Origin of the sequence: Micromonospora sp. WMMA1949 (genome assembly GCF_027460145.1) — a bacterium.
Lineage (GTDB): Bacteria > Actinomycetota > Actinomycetes > Mycobacteriales > Micromonosporaceae > Micromonospora.
Window position 1 is genome coordinate 5,639,874 of sequence record NZ_JAPZBG010000001.1, and the last position, 14,479, is coordinate 5,654,352.

Consider the following 14,479-nt stretch of genomic DNA (forward strand, 5'->3'; position numbering starts at 1 on the left):
GCCTCACCGGGTCGCGGTGGCGAAGACGACGATGTTGTCCGGGTAGCTGCCGGTACCCGGGTCGAACCGCCCGCCGCACGTGATCAACCGGAGCCGCGCCGCCGCGTCGCCGCCGTAGACCCGCGCGGTGGGGAAACGCTCCTTCGGGTACGCCCCGACGCCGTCCACTGTGAACGTCGCGGTGCGCCCGTCGGCCCGCAGCACCCGGATCGTGTCGCCGGGGCGCAGCCGGCCGAGGTCGAAGAAGACCGCCGGGCCGTGCTGCGAGTCGACGTGCCCGACCAGCACCGCGTTGCCGGCCTGGCCGGGGGCGGGACCGGGGTGGTACCAGCCGGTGACCTCGGGGCGTTCCAGCGGCGGCACCTCGAGCGCGCCGTCCGCGTCGGTGGCGACCGGGACGATCTCGGCGTCGACGCCGATGCGCGGGACGGTGACCCGCACCGGCGTGGACCGGGGGAGCGGCGGGCCGGCCGTACCGGGGCGTTCGGTGGCGGGCGCGGCGGAGGCGCCGGGCTGCGGTGGTGACGCCGACGTGGTGCCGAGCCCGGCCGAGACCAGCCCGGTGCCGGTGGCGGCGGCGACGGTGACGGCGGTGACCAGGACGGCGGTGTGCAGGCGCGAGCGGCGCTGCGACTCCGACAGCATCCCACCTCCGTTCGACGGGGACGCGGCGCCCGCGCCGGAGCATTCCGGCGCGGGCGGACCGCTCGGCGTGCTTCTCAGGCTGCGGCGTCCGCGCGACGGCGGCGGATGACCGCGTACGCGCCGCCGGCGAGCGCCCCGGCGGCCAGGACGCCACCGGCGATCAGCACTCCGGTGTCGCCGTCGCGTCCGCCGCCACCGGCCTGCGCGCCGCCGATCGGCGTGACGGTGAACGTGGCGCTGCCGCCGTCGCTGCCGTCGCCGCACGTGGTGGCCACGGTGTACGTGCCGAGCGTGAACCCGGCGGTGAACAGCTCGGCGCTCAGGCCACCGCCCGCCGCCGCCGTGGTGGACCGGACGTTCTGGTCCCGGTCCGGGCCGGTGACCCGGAAGATCGCGTCACCGGCGTTCGGGTTGCACGTGGTGGTCAGCACGACGGTGCCGCCGACCGGGGTGGTGGCGGGTGAGACTCTGGTGTCCGCCAGCGCGGCGGCCGGGAGCAGCAGTGCGCCGAGGCCCACGCCGAACGCCGCCGATCCGAGAAATGACTGTGCCTTCATCCGCGTCTTCCCTCACTTTTCGTCCGCTGTAGGCGTGGGACGTCGTTCGGGTGGCCAACTCCGTGACGAGCACCGGTGTGGCCAACACTAGGAGGGTTGCGGCGGTCACTGGGGGTAATTGAGAAATCTTCGTTGCCGTCCGGTGTGCTCCCTGCCGCCACGAGACGGCGGACATGCCGGGCCAGGCCGGACGGCGAGCCGTCCCGGTTCGCCGCGTCTGGGTCCGCTGTCCGTTTCGCGCCTACCGGACGGGCGGCTCCGGGCGGACCAGCCCGGTGTCGTACGCGAGCACCACCGCCTGGATCCGGTCGCGCAGCCCCAGCTTGGTGAGGATCGCCGAGACGTGGGTCTTCACGGTGGCGGTGCTCAGGTGCAGCCGGGCGGCGATCTCCGCATTGGACAGTGCCCGCGCGGTGAGCGTCAGCACCTCCCGCTCGCGGGCGGTCAGCACGGCGAGCGCGTCGGCGGAGGGTGCGGGCGCGGGCAGCCGGTCGGCGTACCGGTCCAGCAGCCGCCGGGTCACGGTGGGCGCGAGCAGTGCCTCGCCCCGGGCCACCACGCGTACCGCCTCGGCGAGGTCGGCCGGGCGGGTGTCCTTGAGCAGGAACGCGCTCGCCCCGGCGCGCAGCGCGGCGTACACGTGCTCGTCCAGGTCGAACGTGGTCAGCATGACCACCCGCGCCGGGTTGCCTGCGGCCACCAGGTCGCGGGTGGCGGCGATGCCGTCGCGGCGGGGCATCCGCACGTCCATCAGCACCACGTCCGGCCTCGTACGCGTCGCCACCGCGACGGCCTCGACGCCGTCGGCGGCCTCGCCGACCACGCTCAGGTCGGGGCGCGCGTCGAGGACGGTACGCAGCCCGGCGCGGATCAGCTCCTGGTCGTCGGCGACCACCACCCGCACGGTCACCGGTCCGCCCCGACCGGAAGCCGCGCGTGGACCCGGAAGCCTCCGGCCGGCAGCGGGCCGGCGTCGAGCGTGCCGCCGAGCAGCCGGGCCCGCTCCCGCATGCCGACGATGCCGCGCCCGGTGGACGTACCGGGCCGGCGGGCGGGTGCCGGGCCGTCGTTGACGACCTCCAGCCGCAGCACCCCGTCGCCGTAGTGGACGTCCACGTCGGCGCGCGTGGCGTGCCCGTGGCGCAGCGCGTTCGTCAGCGACTCCTGCACGATCCGGTACGCCGACAGCTGCACCCCGCCGGGCAGCGCCTCGCCGTCGCCATCCCGGCGCAGCGTGACCGGCAGGCCGACCGCCCGTACCGCGTCGGCGAGCGCGTCGAGCTGTGCCAGTCCCGGCTGCGGTCCGTCCGGATCGGACCCGTCGTCGAGGGCGAGCGCGTGCAGCATGGCCCGCAGCTCGGTGAGCGCCGACCGGGCCGCCGTGTCGATCGCGGCGAGCGCGGCGCGGGCCTGCTCCGGCTGCTCGTCGAAGACGTCCTCGGCGGCGGCGGCCTGCACGGCGATGACCGCGACGTGGTGCGCGACCACGTCGTGCAGCTCCCGGGAGATGCGCTCCCGTTCGGCCGCGCGGACCTGCCGTTCCCGCTCGCAGCGCCGCTGCGCCTGGCCGCGCTGCAACTCGCCGAGCGCCCACGCCAGGTCCAGTGCGATCACCGCCAGCAGCAGGTCCCGCCAGTCGCCGGTGACCAGCTTCCACGGCGTGGGCGCCATCAGCAGACCGAGCGCGACGAGCGAGTAGCGCGGTGGGCGCAGCCGGGCCACGTACGCCATCGGGATGGCGACCAGGCCGAGCCAGCCGAGCTGCGGGTAGAGCGCCTCCAGGCCGACGCCCGCCAGCGCGGCGACGGTGAGGGCGTACCCCGGGTGGCGCCGGATCCACAGCAGACAGCTGGCCTGCGCGACGGCGAGGCCGACCGCGACGGCGGTCCCGCCGCTCGTGGCCGGGCCGGCGTCGGAGGCCAGCAGCGCGAGCAGGCACACGGCGAGGCTCACGGTGGCGATGCCGCCGTCGAGCAGCAGCAGGAACCGGGTCCGGGACGCGCACCTCATGTCCGGATGCTAGGCCGCCGGCTCGCCGTTTCTCATCGGTCGCCAGACGGAGATCCGGGCCGGTGCTCGGTCCGGGGACCGAGCCGGGAACCGCTCCGCGGCCCGATCCGCGCGGCGGCCCGCCGGACCTAGCGTCTCCGGCAGTCGTCCCGAAGTGGAGGAGTCACCGATGGAGACCACGATCCCGACCGTCGCCACCCGCCCGAATCGCCGCCGGGACCGCCTGCTCACCGTGCTCGCGGCGTCCGCCGCCGCGCTGCTGGGCTGGGTTCTTGCGGTGCCGGTGGCCGGCGTGGAGCTGGTCGCGCGTACCGGCTCGACCGACCAGCCGGTGACGCCGGTGGCCGTGGTGGTGAGCGCGCTGCTCGCCGGGCTGGCCGGCTGGGCGCTGCTGGCCCTGCTGGAGCGGCTGACCGCCCGGGCCCGGACCGCCTGGACGGTGGTCGCGGCCGTGGTGCTGCTGGTTTCCCTCCTCGGGCCGCTCGGCGGGGGAGTGGGCGGGGCGGCGACGCTGACGCTCGTGGCGCTGCACCTGGTCGCGGGCGCGGTGCTGATCACCGGCCTGCGGTGGACCGCCGCCGGGTGACGGGCGGTCCCGGGCCGCCGCGACGGGGGCGGCCGGCCCGAGGCATCCTGGAGAACTAGCCTCCTAGGACGCCCTACGGGACGTGCGGCCAGGCACCCGGAAATTTCTCCGCCACCGATGTCGAGAACGGACGGGCAGCTTCGTCCCCGGAGTGAACGCGGCCAGAATGGGCCGCACCACTGCACGAGGAGACACTCATGAAGTACCTGCTCCTGAAGCACTACCGTGGCGGCCCCACCCCGGTCACCGACATGCCGATGATCGACAAGTGGACGCCGGAGGAGATCTCCGCGCACGTGACCTACATGCAGGAGTTCGCGGCGCGGCTGCAGGAGAGCGGCGAGTACGTCGACGGTCAGGCGCTCGCCCCGGAGGGCACGTTCGTCCGCTACGACGGCGAGGGACGCCCCCCGGTCACCGACGGTCCGTTCGCCGAGACGAAGGACCTCATCGCCGGCTGGATGGTGATCGACGTGGACAGCTACGAGCGAGCGCTCGAACTGGCCGCCGAGCTGTCGGCCGCGCCGGGGCAGGGCGGCAAGCCGATCCACGAGTGGCTGGAGCTGCGTCCGTTCCTGACCGCACCGCCCACCATCACCGAGTGACCCGTCCGATGGACGAGGTCGCGCTGCGCAGCCTCATCCCGGGCGTGCTCGGTGTCCTCGTCCGCCGCGGAGCCGACTTCGCGGCGGCCGAGGACGCCGTACAGGACGCGCTGATCGAGGCGCTGCGTGTCTGGCCGGCCGACATGCCCCGCGATCCAAAGGGCTGGCTGGTCACCGTGGCGTGGCGGCGGTTCCTCGACGTGGCTCGTGCCGACGCCGCCCGGCGCCGGCGCGAGGACGTCGTGGACGACGAGCCGCCGCCCGGCCCGGTGTCCGCCGTGGACGACACGCTGCGGCTCTACTTCCTCTGCGCGCATCCGTCGCTGAGCCCGTCGTCGGCCGTCGCGTTGACGCTGCGCGCCGTCGGCGGGCTCACCACCCGGCAGATCGCGCAGGCGTATCTGGTGCCGGAGGCCACCATGGCGCAGCGGATCAGCCGGGCCAAGCGCACCGTCTCCGGGGTCCGGTTCGACCAGCCCGGTGACGTCGCCACCGTGCTGCGGGTGCTGTACCTGGTGTTCAACGAGGGCTACTCCGGCGACGTGGACCTGGCGGCCGAGGCGATCCGGCTGACCCGGCAGCTCGCCGCCGCGATCGACCACCCGGAGGTGGCCGGGCTGCTCGCGCTCATGCTGCTGCACCACGCCCGCCGGGCCGGACGCACCGCGCCGGACGGCAGCCTGGTGCCGCTCGCCGAGCAGGATCGTGGCCGGTGGGACACGACCCTGATCGCCGAGGGCGTGGGCATCCTGCAGACCGCCCTGTCCCGGGACCGGCTCGGCGAGTTCCAGGCCCAGGCCGCCATCGCGGCCCTGCACGCCGACGCGCCCACCGCGACCGAGACCGACTGGGTGCAGATCGTCGAGTGGTACGACGAACTGGTCCGCGTGACCGGCAGCCCGATCGCGCGGCTCAACCGGGCCGTCGCGGTCGGCGAGGCGGACGGCCCGCGCGCCGGGCTGGCGGCGCTCGCGGCGCTGGACGACACGCTGCCCCGGTACACGGCGGTCGCCGCGTACCTGCACGAACGCGACGGCGACCCGGACCGGGCGGCCGCGCTGTACGCGGAGGCGGCCCGCCGCGCGCCCAGCCTGGCCGAACGCGACCACCTGAACCGGCAGGCGGCCCGCCTCAACTCCCGCCGCCCCGGATAAACCGGTCGGCCACGTACGTCGCCGCTGGTAGGTTGCCTCGCCGTGACGGGGGAACGGCTCGGCGGGCGCTTCGCCCGACTGTGGACGGCGAGCACGCTGTCCGCACTGGGAAGTGGGATGGCGACGGTGGCGGCGCCGCTGTACGTGGCGTCGATCACCGACGATCCGCTGGTGGTGTCGGCCGGGGCGGCGGTGTCGTGGCTGCCGTGGCTGCTGTTCGCGCTACCCGGTGGCGTGCTGGCGGACCGGGTGGACCGGCGGTGGCTGATGGTGGTCATCGACTGGGTGCGGGTCGCCGCGCTGGTCGTGCTGGCGGTGGCGATGCTCGCCGACCGGGCCGGGATCGCGTTGCTCTACGCGGTGCTGTTCGTGGTGAACACCGGCGAGGTGGTGTTCCGTACCGCCGCGCAGGCGGTGCTGCCGGCGGTGGTGCCGCGCTCGATGCTGGAACGCGCCAACGGCTGGCTGGGCGGCGGCACCCAGGTGATGCAGAACATGATCGCCGGCCCGCTCGGCGGGTTCCTGTTCGTGCTGGCGGCGTCGCTGCCGTTCGCGCTCAACGCCGGCACGTACGCGCTCAGCGCCGTCCTGGTCGGGTTGCTCGCCGGGACGTACCGTGCCGGGCCGGCGCCGGACGAGCGGCGGTCGGTACGGGCGGAGGTCGCGGAGGGGTTCCGCTGGCTGTGGCGGCAGCGGCTGCTGCGCACCATGACCGTGCTGATCGGCCTGCTCAACGTCACGCTCACCGCCGCGGTGGCGGTGCTGGTCCTGCTCGCCGGGGAGCGGCTGGGCCTCGGCTCGGTCGGCTACGGCGCGTTGTTCACCTGCATGGCCGTGGGCGGGGTGCTCGGCTCGCTGGTGGGGGACCGGCTGATCGCCGCGATCACGCCCACCTGGACGGTGCGGACGGGGCTGCTGGTCGAGGCGGGACTGCACCTGGCGCTCGCCGCGTCCCGCAGCGCGGTCGTGGTCGGGTTCGCGCTGTTCGCGTTCGGGGCGCACAGCGCGCTGTGGAACATCGTGGCGAACTCGCTTCGGCAGCGGCTCACCCCGCCGGCGTTGATGGGCCGGGTCGGCAGCACCACGTTGTTCGTCGCCGCGGGCGGCAACTGTGTCGGCGCGCTGCTCGGTGGCGTGGTGGCCGCCCGGTTCGGCATCACCGCCCCGTACTGGGTCGGTTTCGTCGTGGCGGTCGCAGTGATCGCCGCGACGTGGCGGGTCTTCGACCGGGCGACGGTGGCCGCCGCCTACGCCGACCCGGCCCCGCAGAAGCCCGCGCCGGTGGCCTGAGCGCGGGTCGGCCGGTGGCCGCCTCCACCGATGTGGCAGCGTGGCCGGATGCACGCATCCTTCCCGGCCGACGTCGACCTCGCGCTGGTCGGCGGCGGCGGCGCCGCGTCCCTGGTCCTGGCCGCGCTGGACCGGCACGACGTGACCGGGCTGCGGGTCGCGGTGGTCGACCCGGTGCACAAACGCGGCCAGGACCGCACCTGGGCGTTCTGGGGCCTGCCCGGCGACGACCTCGACCCGCTGCTGAGCGCGAGCTGGTCGCAGGTCGACGTGGTCACGCCCGCCGGCCGCCGCGTCCTGTCGCTGGACCCCCTGCGGTACGGCATGCTGCGCTCCGCCCCGGTCTACGACCGGGCTGCCGAGGCCGAGCGGCGGCTGGACGCGGTCCGGATCAGCGCCCCGGCGGGGGAGCTGCACGACGACGGTGAGCGGGTCACGGTCCGCGACCCGGACGGCCGGGACCTGGTGCGGGCCGGCTGGGTGCTCGACTCGCGGCCCCGGCGGCCCCGGCGGCCGGGACGTACCAGCTGGTTGCAGCACTTCCGCGGCTGGTGGCTGGCCGCCGACCGGCCGACGTTCGACCCGCAGCGGGCGGTGCTGATGGACTTCCGCACCCCGCAGCCGCAACGCGGCGTCTCCTTCGGGTACGTGCTGCCTGTCGACGACCGGTTCGCGCTCGTCGAGTACACCGAGTTCGGGCCGGAACTGCTCGACGACGCGGGCTACGACGCGGCGCTGCGCGGGTACGCCGACCTGCTCGGCCTGGACCTGACCGCGCAGCGGGTGCGGGAGGTCGAGAACGGCGTGATCCCGATGACCGACGGCCCGTTCGACTCCCGCCCGAGCCCCCGGGTGGTGCGGCTGGGCACCGCGGGTGGGGCGACCCGCCCGTCCACCGGCTTCACGTTCTCCGCGATGCTGCGCCAGGCCGACCAGGTGGCGCTGGCACTCGCCGCCGGCCGTCCGCCGGTGCCGGCGCCCGCGTACCCGGGACGGCACCTGTGGATGGACGCGGTGGCGCTGCGCGCGCTGGACCGAGGGCACGTCGGCGGGGTGGAGTTCTTCGAGCGGCTGTTCGACCGCAACCCGCCGGAGCGGGTGCTGCGGTTCCTCGACGGCGTGACCAGCCCGGCGGAGGACCTGGCGGTGATGCGGTCCAGCCCGCTGCTGCCGATGACCGGCGCGGTGCTCGGCGACGCGGCCGGGCGGCTGCGGGCCCGCCTGCGCCGCTAGCCTCGGTGGCCGGTCGCTGCGGCGACGCGGTCGCGTACCAGCGTCCGCAGTTGCTCCATCGGGTCGCCGTCGCCCGCGCCGAGCCGGTTGCGCACCGCCGCCACCGTCAACCCCAGTTCGGGGTACGCGAACGCGAGGCTGCCGCCACTGCCGGCGGTGCCGAACGATCCGTCGTCCTCGACCGCGTACCCGAGCCCGAACGTGCTCTCCTGCCCGAACACCCACTCCGGCGCGCGGACCGCCGGGGCGGACACGTCCCGCATCCGCTCGGCGGAGATCAGCCGCACCCCGTCGACCGGGCCGAGCAGCGCCGCGTACATCCGGGCCACCGCGCGGGCGCTCATCGTGCCGACCGACGGCACGTCGGCGCGCAGCACGTCGGGGCGGGAGCCGATGACGGTGTCCGGCCGTACGGCGGGTGGGGCGACCGCGTCGAAGTGCGGCAGGTTGGCCCCGGCCCAGGTCATCAGCGCGGACAGGCCGGCGTCCTCCAGCCGGGCCAGGCGGGGCAGGTCCGCCTCCGGGACGCCGAGGAACAGTTCCCGGTCCACGCCGAGGGGCCCGGCCACCTCCTGCGCGAGCACCCGCGAGATCGGCGCGCCGGTGACCCGCCGGACCACCTCGCCGAGCAGCCAGCCCCACGTCCACGCGTGGTACGCGAGCCGCTCGCCGGGTGCCCACAGCGGCCGCGCGTCGGCGAGCAGCTCGCACATGCGCGTCCAGTCGGTGAAGTCCTCCGGCGTGACGTCGGCCGGCAGCGCGGGCAGGCCGGCGGTGTGGGTGAGCACGTGCCGCAGCGTGATGCCGCCCTTGCCGTGCCGGGCGAACTGCGGCCACACCGCGGCGAGCGGCAGGTCGTAGTCGAGGCGTCCCCGCTCGGCCAGCACGTGCACCACGGTGGCGGTGAGACCCTTGCCGGTGGAGACGGCGTGCACGGGCGTGTCGGCGGTCATCGGCCTGCCGGTGGTGGTGTCGGCGAGCCCGGCCTGCTCGGTGAGGATCGCGACCCCGTCCAGGTACGCGGCCACCTGCACGCCGGCCTCCCGGCCGGTGGAGACCATCTCGTCGATCGTCGCCCGTACCTCGGCCCGCAGGCCGTCCCACCGCGTGTCCACGATCTCGCAGCGTGCCAGACCGGCGTGCCGTCCGTCGCATGCTTTTCCGTGGCCCGGCGGCTCGGTGCCAGCACCGGCGCTCGTGGGTGGCGTCGTCACCCCGGTCGGCGCGGTGAGGCCCGGCTGCTCGACGATGCCCGGCGGCTCGGTGCCGGCCGTCGGCGGCCTCAGCGGGCGACCGGCGTCGGCGCGCCGGTTCCCTGGGCGAGCAGCGGGTTCGTGTCGCCGGTGAGCAGCCGGGCGCGCAGCGCGGCGATCGTCTCCTCGCCGACGCCGAGCCGGCCGGTCACGTAGCCGCGCACCGAACCGTGTCCGGCCCGCAGGTCGGCCAGCACCAGCCGGATGATCTCGGCCGGGGCCCGCCCGTACGCCGGCCAGCCCGGCGTCGCGCCGCCGTTGCGGTCCCGCCACTCGGCGACCAGCCGGTCGGTGGCGTGCTCGGTGAGCGCGAAGTCCGCGGCGATCTGGTCGTCGTCCACGTCGAGCACTGACAGCACCAGCGCGGCGAGCAGGCCGGTGCGGTCCTTGCCGGAGGCGCAGTGGAACACCAGCGGATGCTCGCCGTCCGCGATCACCTCGATCGCCCGGCGCAGCTCGGCCACGCCGTCCTCGGCCACCTCGGCGTACCGGTCGGCCAGGTAGCGCCAGGGGTCCACGCCGGGGTCGATGTCGGCCTGCACGTACGGCCGGTGCTCGATGCTCAGGTTGTGCCAGGTCACGCCGAGGCTCTCCGGCGCCCGGCCGCGGTCGGCGATCTCCCACGGGTACCGCAGGTCGATCACGGTGCGCACGCCGAGCGCCGCGAACCGTTCCAGGTCGTCACCGGCGAGCTTGGCCAGCGAGTCGGAACGGTAGAGCCGGCCCCGGGCGACGGTGCGGCCGTCGCCGGTTCGAAGGCCGCCCAGGTCACGGAAGTTGCAGAGGGTGGCGAAGTCCGGGGGAGTGGTCATCCCGGCACGCTAGCCGGGCACGGCGGGTCCTGTGGTCCCGCGCGCTCGCGTACCCGGTAGGTTGCCGGGCATGGCGGAGGCGGAGACCGGCCGGGTCGTGGAGATCTGGACCGACGGCGCGTGCAGCGGCAATCCCGGGCCCGGCGGCTGGGGCGCGGTGCTGCGCTGGGGCGGGCACGAGCGGGAGCTGTGCGGCGGCGAAGCCACCCCGACGACGAACAACCGGATGGAGCTGACCGCTGCCATCCGGGCGCTGGAGAGCCTCACCCGCCCGGTCACGGTACGCCTGCACACCGACAGCACGTACGTCCGTAACGGCATCACCGGCTGGCTGAACTCGTGGAAGCGCAACGGCTGGCTCACCGCCGCGAAGCAGCCGGTGAAGAACGCCGACCTGTGGCAGGCACTGGAGGCGGCCTGCTCCCGGCACGACGTGACCTGGCTGTGGGTCAAGGGGCACAACGGGCACCCGGAGAACGAGCGCGCGGACGCGCTGGCGAACCGGGGCATGACCGAGGCGCGGGGCGCCGGCGCGGCCGCCACCACCCCGCGCGCGCGTCAGCGCAGCGGCCGGCCCTCCTCGATCTCCTCCGGCTCCTCGGACGGATCGCCGGTGCCGGAGACGGCCGCCACGTCGTAACCGGCGCGGCTGACTTCCCGTGCCGAGCGCCGGTCCTCGGCGGGCAGGTCGGCGAAGTCGTCACCGGTGTCGTCGGTGGTGTGCAGGGACTCGCCCGGCGGGCGCAGGGACGCCTCGTACGCGGTAGCGCCGTCGGGTTCGTCGCCGGCGGCGCGGCCGAAGGACTGTTCACTGGTCATGTCGCACTCCTGCCCGCATCGGGTGACGGCAAACGTTCGGGTCGCCCGAGCCCTGGTTCGTTCGGTGGCCCGGGTTCGGCCGGTGCTCGCGGCCGGTCAGCGGGCCGCGTCCGGGTGGGTCGGCATCGAGGAGCCGCCCGAGCTGCTGCCGGAGGCGCCGCCCGCCATGCCGGATCCGTTGTCCTCGGTCACCTCGTCCGGTTTCGGCGTGCCGGGGGCGGGCGCCGGCACGTCGGTGTCCGCTGCCGTCTGCACCAGCGGAACCTGCCCGGCCTCGTCCTCGGCGTGCGCCGGGTCGACCGGCTCCTCACCGTCGCGTGCCCGATACCCCACCGGTGGCCCCTCCCGTCGGTCGACGTCGTCCGCGCCGCCTACCCCACCCCACCCCCACCAAACCCACGCGCCTCCGCCCGGTCCCGGCGTCGCAGTTGACCAAGGACTTTGTGTCCCGATCCGGCCCTGAACCCCCGACCCAAACTCCTTGATCACCGCCGAGGTGGCCCTGGCGGGCCGGCCGAAGGGGGTGATCAAGGAGTTTGTGGCCTGGCGGCGGGCGGAAATGGACACAAAGTCCTTGGTCAACTGCGGTGCGGGGTGGGTGGGCGGGTGGGGTGGGTGCCCGAGGTGCGGCCGGGGTCCGCGTGGGTGGCGTCAGCGGGGCTGGCGGCGGCGCTGCCGGGGCTGGGGGCGGGCCGGGGTCAGCGTCAGGGTCCAGTGGACCGGGCGGCGTAGCCCCGGCGGCAGGACCGTGCGGTGGTCGCCGCGCGCGGCGTCGAGCTGCGACTGGTGCGTGAACAGGCACTCGCTCAGGTCCGCGCCGCGCAGGTCGGCCCCGCGCAGGTCCGCGCCGGTCAGGTCGGCGGCGCCGAGGCGTACGCCCCGCAGGTCGGCCCCGATCAGGCAGGCGCCGCGCAGGTTCGCCCCGGCCAGCGGGGTACGGCGCAGGTCCACCCCGATCAGCATCGCGCCCCGGCGGTCCGGCCCGGCCTTTCCGGCGTGGGCCCGCTCGGCGGCGCGGGACAGCAGCCGGTTGGCCCGGTCCCGGTGTGCGTCGACGTCGAGTGCGAGCAGCTCGTCGGGGGTGCCGTCGGTGAGCCGGCCGGTCTCGTCCAGCGCGGCGGCCAGCTCGTCGCGCAGCGGCCCGGGCGGGGTCAGGCGTACCGCCTCGGTCAGGTACCACAGCAGCTCGTGCAGCGGCCGCAGCACCGCGAAGCTGTCGAACATCCGTTGCGCGGTGGCCGGGTCGGCCCGCCAGTCGCGGCCGGCGAACGTGTGCCCGGTGAGGTGCTGTCCGGCACCGAAACAGTCGAACACTGTGCAACCGGGGAAGCCGCGTTGCCGCAGCTCGGTGTGGATGCCGCAGCGGAAGTCGGCGCCCAGGTTCGGGCAGGGCCGCCCGGCGGGCTTGTCGATGGCGAAGTCGGCCGACGCGGTGAACGCCGGCGCGACGCAGCAGACCCCGGCGCAGCGCGAACAGTCCGCCCGCAACTCCCGCCCGCCGCCCGCCACGCCCGACTCCACCACCACGGTCCCCATTCTCCGCACCCACCCCGCCCACCTGCCCACCCACCCCACCCCACCCCACCCGCCCACTCCGTCGATCATGAGGTTGACGGCGACAAACCGGACCGGGACCGCCGCCAACCTCATGATCAACGCTGAAGGGGTGGGGGTGGCGTCAGAAGGTGAAGAGGGAGGCGGTGGTGCGCTGCATCAGGCAGGCGTTGGCGAACGTCCGGGTGTAGGCGACCGGGCGGTTCTGCCAGAAGCCCACGGCGCGGGCGACCACCGGGGCGTACTGCGACGTGCACGGCGCGCCGTCCACGTCGAGCGCGTCCAGGTCACCGTCGACACGGGCGACGAGCCGGCAGGCGGTGATCGGGTCGGGGTGCAGGCCGCCGGTCGGCCCGCAGGTCAGCACCGTGGCGCGCACGCCGGCGCCGTCGTCGACGGTGAGCAGCAGCACCGAGGGGGTCTGCGGGCCGGGGCGCGGCGCGGCCTGCGCGGGGGAGGCCGGCGCGGCGAGGCCGCCGAGCGCGGCGGCCAGGGCCAGCGCGGCGGTACGTCGGGCGAAGGGCATGGGTGGTCCTTCCGTCGGGGCCCCGGGTGAGGGCCGGTGGACGGCCCGGTACGTCGTGCGAACCGGACCGCCGAGAACCCTAGGTGGACGGTGTGAACGCGAAGAGTCACGAAGTGTTACGCCGGCCGACCGCGACGCCCGTCCGCTGTGACATCGGCGCACGGGAATGCCCGAACGGCTGACAACCGCCCGAGTGCCTTGCGGCAACGCATTCCGAATTCGCGACACGCCTGCCTGAAAGGCTGACAACCGAATCACGCCGTTATTGCGCCGATGCATTCCTTACGCCGGATCGTTGTCAATGCGCGACAACCGGAACGGCCGTTACCGGAACGATTCTTTTCGGCGTAACCAAGCGCTTTACCGTCGGGTGGCAGGGCGTTTTCGTCCCCGTCGGGAGGACTGCTCATGAGCGAACTGTCGTACCCACCGGCCGTCCCCGGCCCCGACGTCGAGGCCGTTCCCGGCCCGCCCGGCCGGCCCGGCGAATTCGTCGGCCGGTCACCCGGCCGGCTCGCCTGGATGCGGCTCAGACGCGACCGCACGGCCCGGGCCAGCGCCGTGACACTCGCCGTCGCCGCCCTGGTCGCGCTCGGCGCGCCACTGCTGGGACGGCTCACCGGAATCGACCCGACCGACAAGTTCGTCGACCGGCTCAACGATTTCGGAATGCCGATCGGGTACGCCGGCGGAATCAGCTCCGACCATTGGCTCGGACTCGAGCCCGGCAGCGGCCGGGACATCCTGATGCAGCTGGTCTACGGCCTGCGGACGTCGTTGTTCATCGCGTTCGCCTCGGCGCTGCTGGCCTCCGGAATCGGCGTCGCGGTCGGTGTGCTCGCCGGGTGGGCCAGAGGCTGGCTGGACGGCGTCGTCAACTGGCTGATCGACCTCACGCTGGCGTTCCCGTTCCTCATCTTCGCGCTGGCGGTCATCCCGATCCTGCAGGACCGCTTCTACTCCGACCGGGAGGCGCCGTCGCCCGCGTTCCGGGTGGCTCTGATCGTCGCCACCTTCGGCCTGTTCAGCTGGACGTACACCGCGCGGCTGGTCCGCGGGCAGGTGATCTCGCTGCGGGAGCGCGAGTTCGTCGAGGCGGCCCGGGCCGCCGGCGCCGGCACCGCGCACATCCTGCTGCGGCAGCTGCTGCCGAACATCTGGGCGCCGATCCTGGTCACCGTCTCGCTGATGGTGCCGCAGTTCATCGCCATCGAGGCGGCGCTGGCGTTCGTCAACATCGGCGTCACCGAACCCACGCCCGACCTGGGCCGCATGATCTTCAACAGCATCGGCTACGTCGCGAGCGACCCCTGGTACACCCTGTTCCCCGGGTTGACGGTCTTCCTGCTGGTCCTGGCGTTCAACCTGCTCGGCGACGCGCTGCGCGACGCGCTGGATCCCCGCTCCACCCGGTAGTCCCCACGGCCATCAGTGC

Annotated in this window: 17 protein-coding genes; 7 read left to right on the plus strand and 10 right to left on the minus strand. The window is 74.7% G+C overall.

Annotation, left to right across the window (positions count from 1 at the left end; translation table 11 throughout):
* Window positions 1-3: 3 nt before the first annotated feature.
* The 4 genes from O7607_RS26275 to O7607_RS26290 form a co-directional block, all read right to left on the minus strand.
* Window positions 4-645, minus strand: a complete 642-nt coding sequence (locus O7607_RS26275) for a class F sortase (RefSeq protein WP_269705928.1) — start codon at window positions 643-645, stop codon at window positions 4-6.
* A 74-nt stretch (window positions 646-719) separates the two neighbouring features.
* Window positions 720-1,202 (minus strand): hypothetical protein, encoded by a 483-nt coding sequence (locus O7607_RS26280; RefSeq protein ID WP_013286444.1) that lies wholly within the window; start codon window positions 1,200-1,202, stop codon window positions 720-722.
* A 241-nt stretch (window positions 1,203-1,443) separates the two neighbouring features.
* Window positions 1,444-2,112, minus strand: coding sequence for a response regulator (locus O7607_RS26285; protein WP_269705930.1), 669 nt, complete (start codon window positions 2,110-2,112; stop codon window positions 1,444-1,446).
* Entirely contained in the window at window positions 2,109-3,212 is a 1,104-nt protein-coding gene (locus O7607_RS26290; protein ID WP_269705932.1) for a sensor histidine kinase, read from the minus strand. Before O7607_RS26290 ends, O7607_RS26285 begins: the two co-directional genes overlap by 4 nt.
* 169 nt (window positions 3,213-3,381) lie before the next feature.
* On the opposite strand from O7607_RS26290, the gene O7607_RS26295 reads away from it, so the two are divergent.
* The 5 genes from O7607_RS26295 (at window position 3,382) to O7607_RS26315 (ending at window position 8,080) form a co-directional block, all read left to right on the plus strand.
* Window positions 3,382-3,798, plus strand: coding sequence for a DUF6069 family protein (locus tag O7607_RS26295; RefSeq protein WP_269705934.1), 417 nt, complete (start codon window positions 3,382-3,384; stop codon window positions 3,796-3,798).
* A 197-nt stretch (window positions 3,799-3,995) separates the two neighbouring features.
* A complete protein-coding gene (locus O7607_RS26300) occupies window positions 3,996-4,403 on the plus strand; it encodes a YciI family protein (protein WP_269705936.1) in 408 nt (135 codons plus the stop codon).
* Window positions 4,404-4,411: 8 nt separating this feature from the next.
* Entirely contained in the window at window positions 4,412-5,557 is a 1,146-nt protein-coding gene (locus O7607_RS26305; RefSeq protein ID WP_269707083.1) for an RNA polymerase sigma factor, read from the plus strand.
* Between the two features lie 42 nt (window positions 5,558-5,599).
* The gene (locus O7607_RS26310) at window positions 5,600-6,847 is read left to right on the plus strand and encodes an MFS transporter (protein WP_269705938.1); all 1,248 of its coding nucleotides are present in this window, start codon (window positions 5,600-5,602) and stop codon (window positions 6,845-6,847) included.
* Between the two features lie 30 nt (window positions 6,848-6,877).
* Complete coding sequence (locus O7607_RS26315) at window positions 6,878-8,080, plus strand: lycopene cyclase family protein (protein WP_442929503.1); 1,203 nt, start codon at window positions 6,878-6,880, stop codon at window positions 8,078-8,080.
* On the opposite strand, the gene O7607_RS26320 is transcribed toward O7607_RS26315, so the two are convergent.
* Entirely contained in the window at window positions 8,077-9,195 is a 1,119-nt protein-coding gene (locus tag O7607_RS26320; RefSeq protein WP_269705941.1) for a serine hydrolase domain-containing protein, read from the minus strand. The genes O7607_RS26315 and O7607_RS26320 overlap by 4 nt on opposite strands.
* A 167-nt stretch (window positions 9,196-9,362) precedes the next feature.
* Complete coding sequence (locus tag O7607_RS26325; RefSeq protein ID WP_269705943.1) at window positions 9,363-10,145, minus strand: tyrosine-protein phosphatase; 783 nt, start codon at window positions 10,143-10,145, stop codon at window positions 9,363-9,365.
* A gap of 70 nt (window positions 10,146-10,215) precedes the next feature.
* Here O7607_RS26325 and rnhA point away from each other — a divergent pair, with 70 nt between their 5' ends.
* The gene (gene rnhA, locus O7607_RS26330) at window positions 10,216-10,785 is read left to right on the plus strand and encodes a ribonuclease HI (RefSeq protein ID WP_269705945.1); all 570 of its coding nucleotides are present in this window, start codon (window positions 10,216-10,218) and stop codon (window positions 10,783-10,785) included.
* Here rnhA and O7607_RS26335 read toward each other — a convergent pair.
* The 4 genes from O7607_RS26335 to O7607_RS26350 form a co-directional block, all read right to left on the minus strand.
* Window positions 10,704-10,964, minus strand: coding sequence for a hypothetical protein (locus O7607_RS26335; protein WP_091418334.1), 261 nt, complete (start codon window positions 10,962-10,964; stop codon window positions 10,704-10,706). The genes rnhA and O7607_RS26335 overlap by 82 nt on opposite strands.
* 96 nt (window positions 10,965-11,060) lie before the next feature.
* A complete protein-coding gene (locus O7607_RS26340) occupies window positions 11,061-11,297 on the minus strand; it encodes a preprotein translocase YidC (RefSeq protein WP_269705949.1) in 237 nt (78 codons plus the stop codon).
* A 318-nt stretch (window positions 11,298-11,615) separates the two neighbouring features.
* Window positions 11,616-12,500, minus strand: coding sequence for a pentapeptide repeat-containing protein (locus O7607_RS26345; protein ID WP_269705950.1), 885 nt, complete (start codon window positions 12,498-12,500; stop codon window positions 11,616-11,618).
* Window positions 12,501-12,642: 142 nt separating this feature from the next.
* Window positions 12,643-13,044 (minus strand): SSI family serine proteinase inhibitor, encoded by a 402-nt coding sequence (locus O7607_RS26350; protein ID WP_269705952.1) that lies wholly within the window; start codon window positions 13,042-13,044, stop codon window positions 12,643-12,645.
* A gap of 408 nt (window positions 13,045-13,452) precedes the next feature.
* On the opposite strand from O7607_RS26350, the gene O7607_RS26355 reads away from it, so the two are divergent.
* The gene (locus O7607_RS26355) at window positions 13,453-14,460 is read left to right on the plus strand and encodes an ABC transporter permease (RefSeq protein WP_269705955.1); all 1,008 of its coding nucleotides are present in this window, start codon (window positions 13,453-13,455) and stop codon (window positions 14,458-14,460) included.
* Window positions 14,461-14,479 lie beyond the last annotated feature (19 nt).

Excerpts from the sequence above, each read along its gene's own strand:
- O7607_RS26275 (WP_269705928.1), bottom strand. The coding sequence starts at position 645 with ATGCTGTCGGAGTCGCAGCGCCGCTCGCGCCTGCACACCGCCGTCCTG.
- O7607_RS26280 (WP_013286444.1), bottom strand. The coding sequence starts at position 1,202 with ATGAAGGCACAGTCATTTCTCGGATCGGCGGCGTTCGGCGTGGGCCTC.
- O7607_RS26290 (WP_269705932.1), bottom strand. The coding sequence starts at position 3,212 with ATGAGGTGCGCGTCCCGGACCCGGTTCCTGCTGCTGCTCGACGGCGGC.
- O7607_RS26295 (WP_269705934.1), top strand. The coding sequence starts at position 3,382 with ATGGAGACCACGATCCCGACCGTCGCCACCCGCCCGAATCGCCGCCGG.
- O7607_RS26300 (WP_269705936.1), top strand. The coding sequence starts at position 3,996 with ATGAAGTACCTGCTCCTGAAGCACTACCGTGGCGGCCCCACCCCGGTC.
- O7607_RS26305 (WP_269707083.1), top strand. The coding sequence starts at position 4,412 with ATGGACGAGGTCGCGCTGCGCAGCCTCATCCCGGGCGTGCTCGGTGTC.
- O7607_RS26315 (WP_442929503.1), top strand. The coding sequence starts at position 6,878 with ATGTGGCAGCGTGGCCGGATGCACGCATCCTTCCCGGCCGACGTCGAC.
- O7607_RS26325 (WP_269705943.1), bottom strand. The coding sequence starts at position 10,145 with ATGACCACTCCCCCGGACTTCGCCACCCTCTGCAACTTCCGTGACCTG.
- rnhA (WP_269705945.1), top strand. The coding sequence starts at position 10,216 with ATGGCGGAGGCGGAGACCGGCCGGGTCGTGGAGATCTGGACCGACGGC.
- O7607_RS26335 (WP_091418334.1), bottom strand. The coding sequence starts at position 10,964 with ATGACCAGTGAACAGTCCTTCGGCCGCGCCGCCGGCGACGAACCCGAC.
- O7607_RS26345 (WP_269705950.1), bottom strand. The coding sequence starts at position 12,500 with ATGGGGACCGTGGTGGTGGAGTCGGGCGTGGCGGGCGGCGGGCGGGAG.
- O7607_RS26350 (WP_269705952.1), bottom strand. The coding sequence starts at position 13,044 with ATGCCCTTCGCCCGACGTACCGCCGCGCTGGCCCTGGCCGCCGCGCTC.
- O7607_RS26355 (WP_269705955.1), top strand. The coding sequence starts at position 13,453 with ATGAGCGAACTGTCGTACCCACCGGCCGTCCCCGGCCCCGACGTCGAG.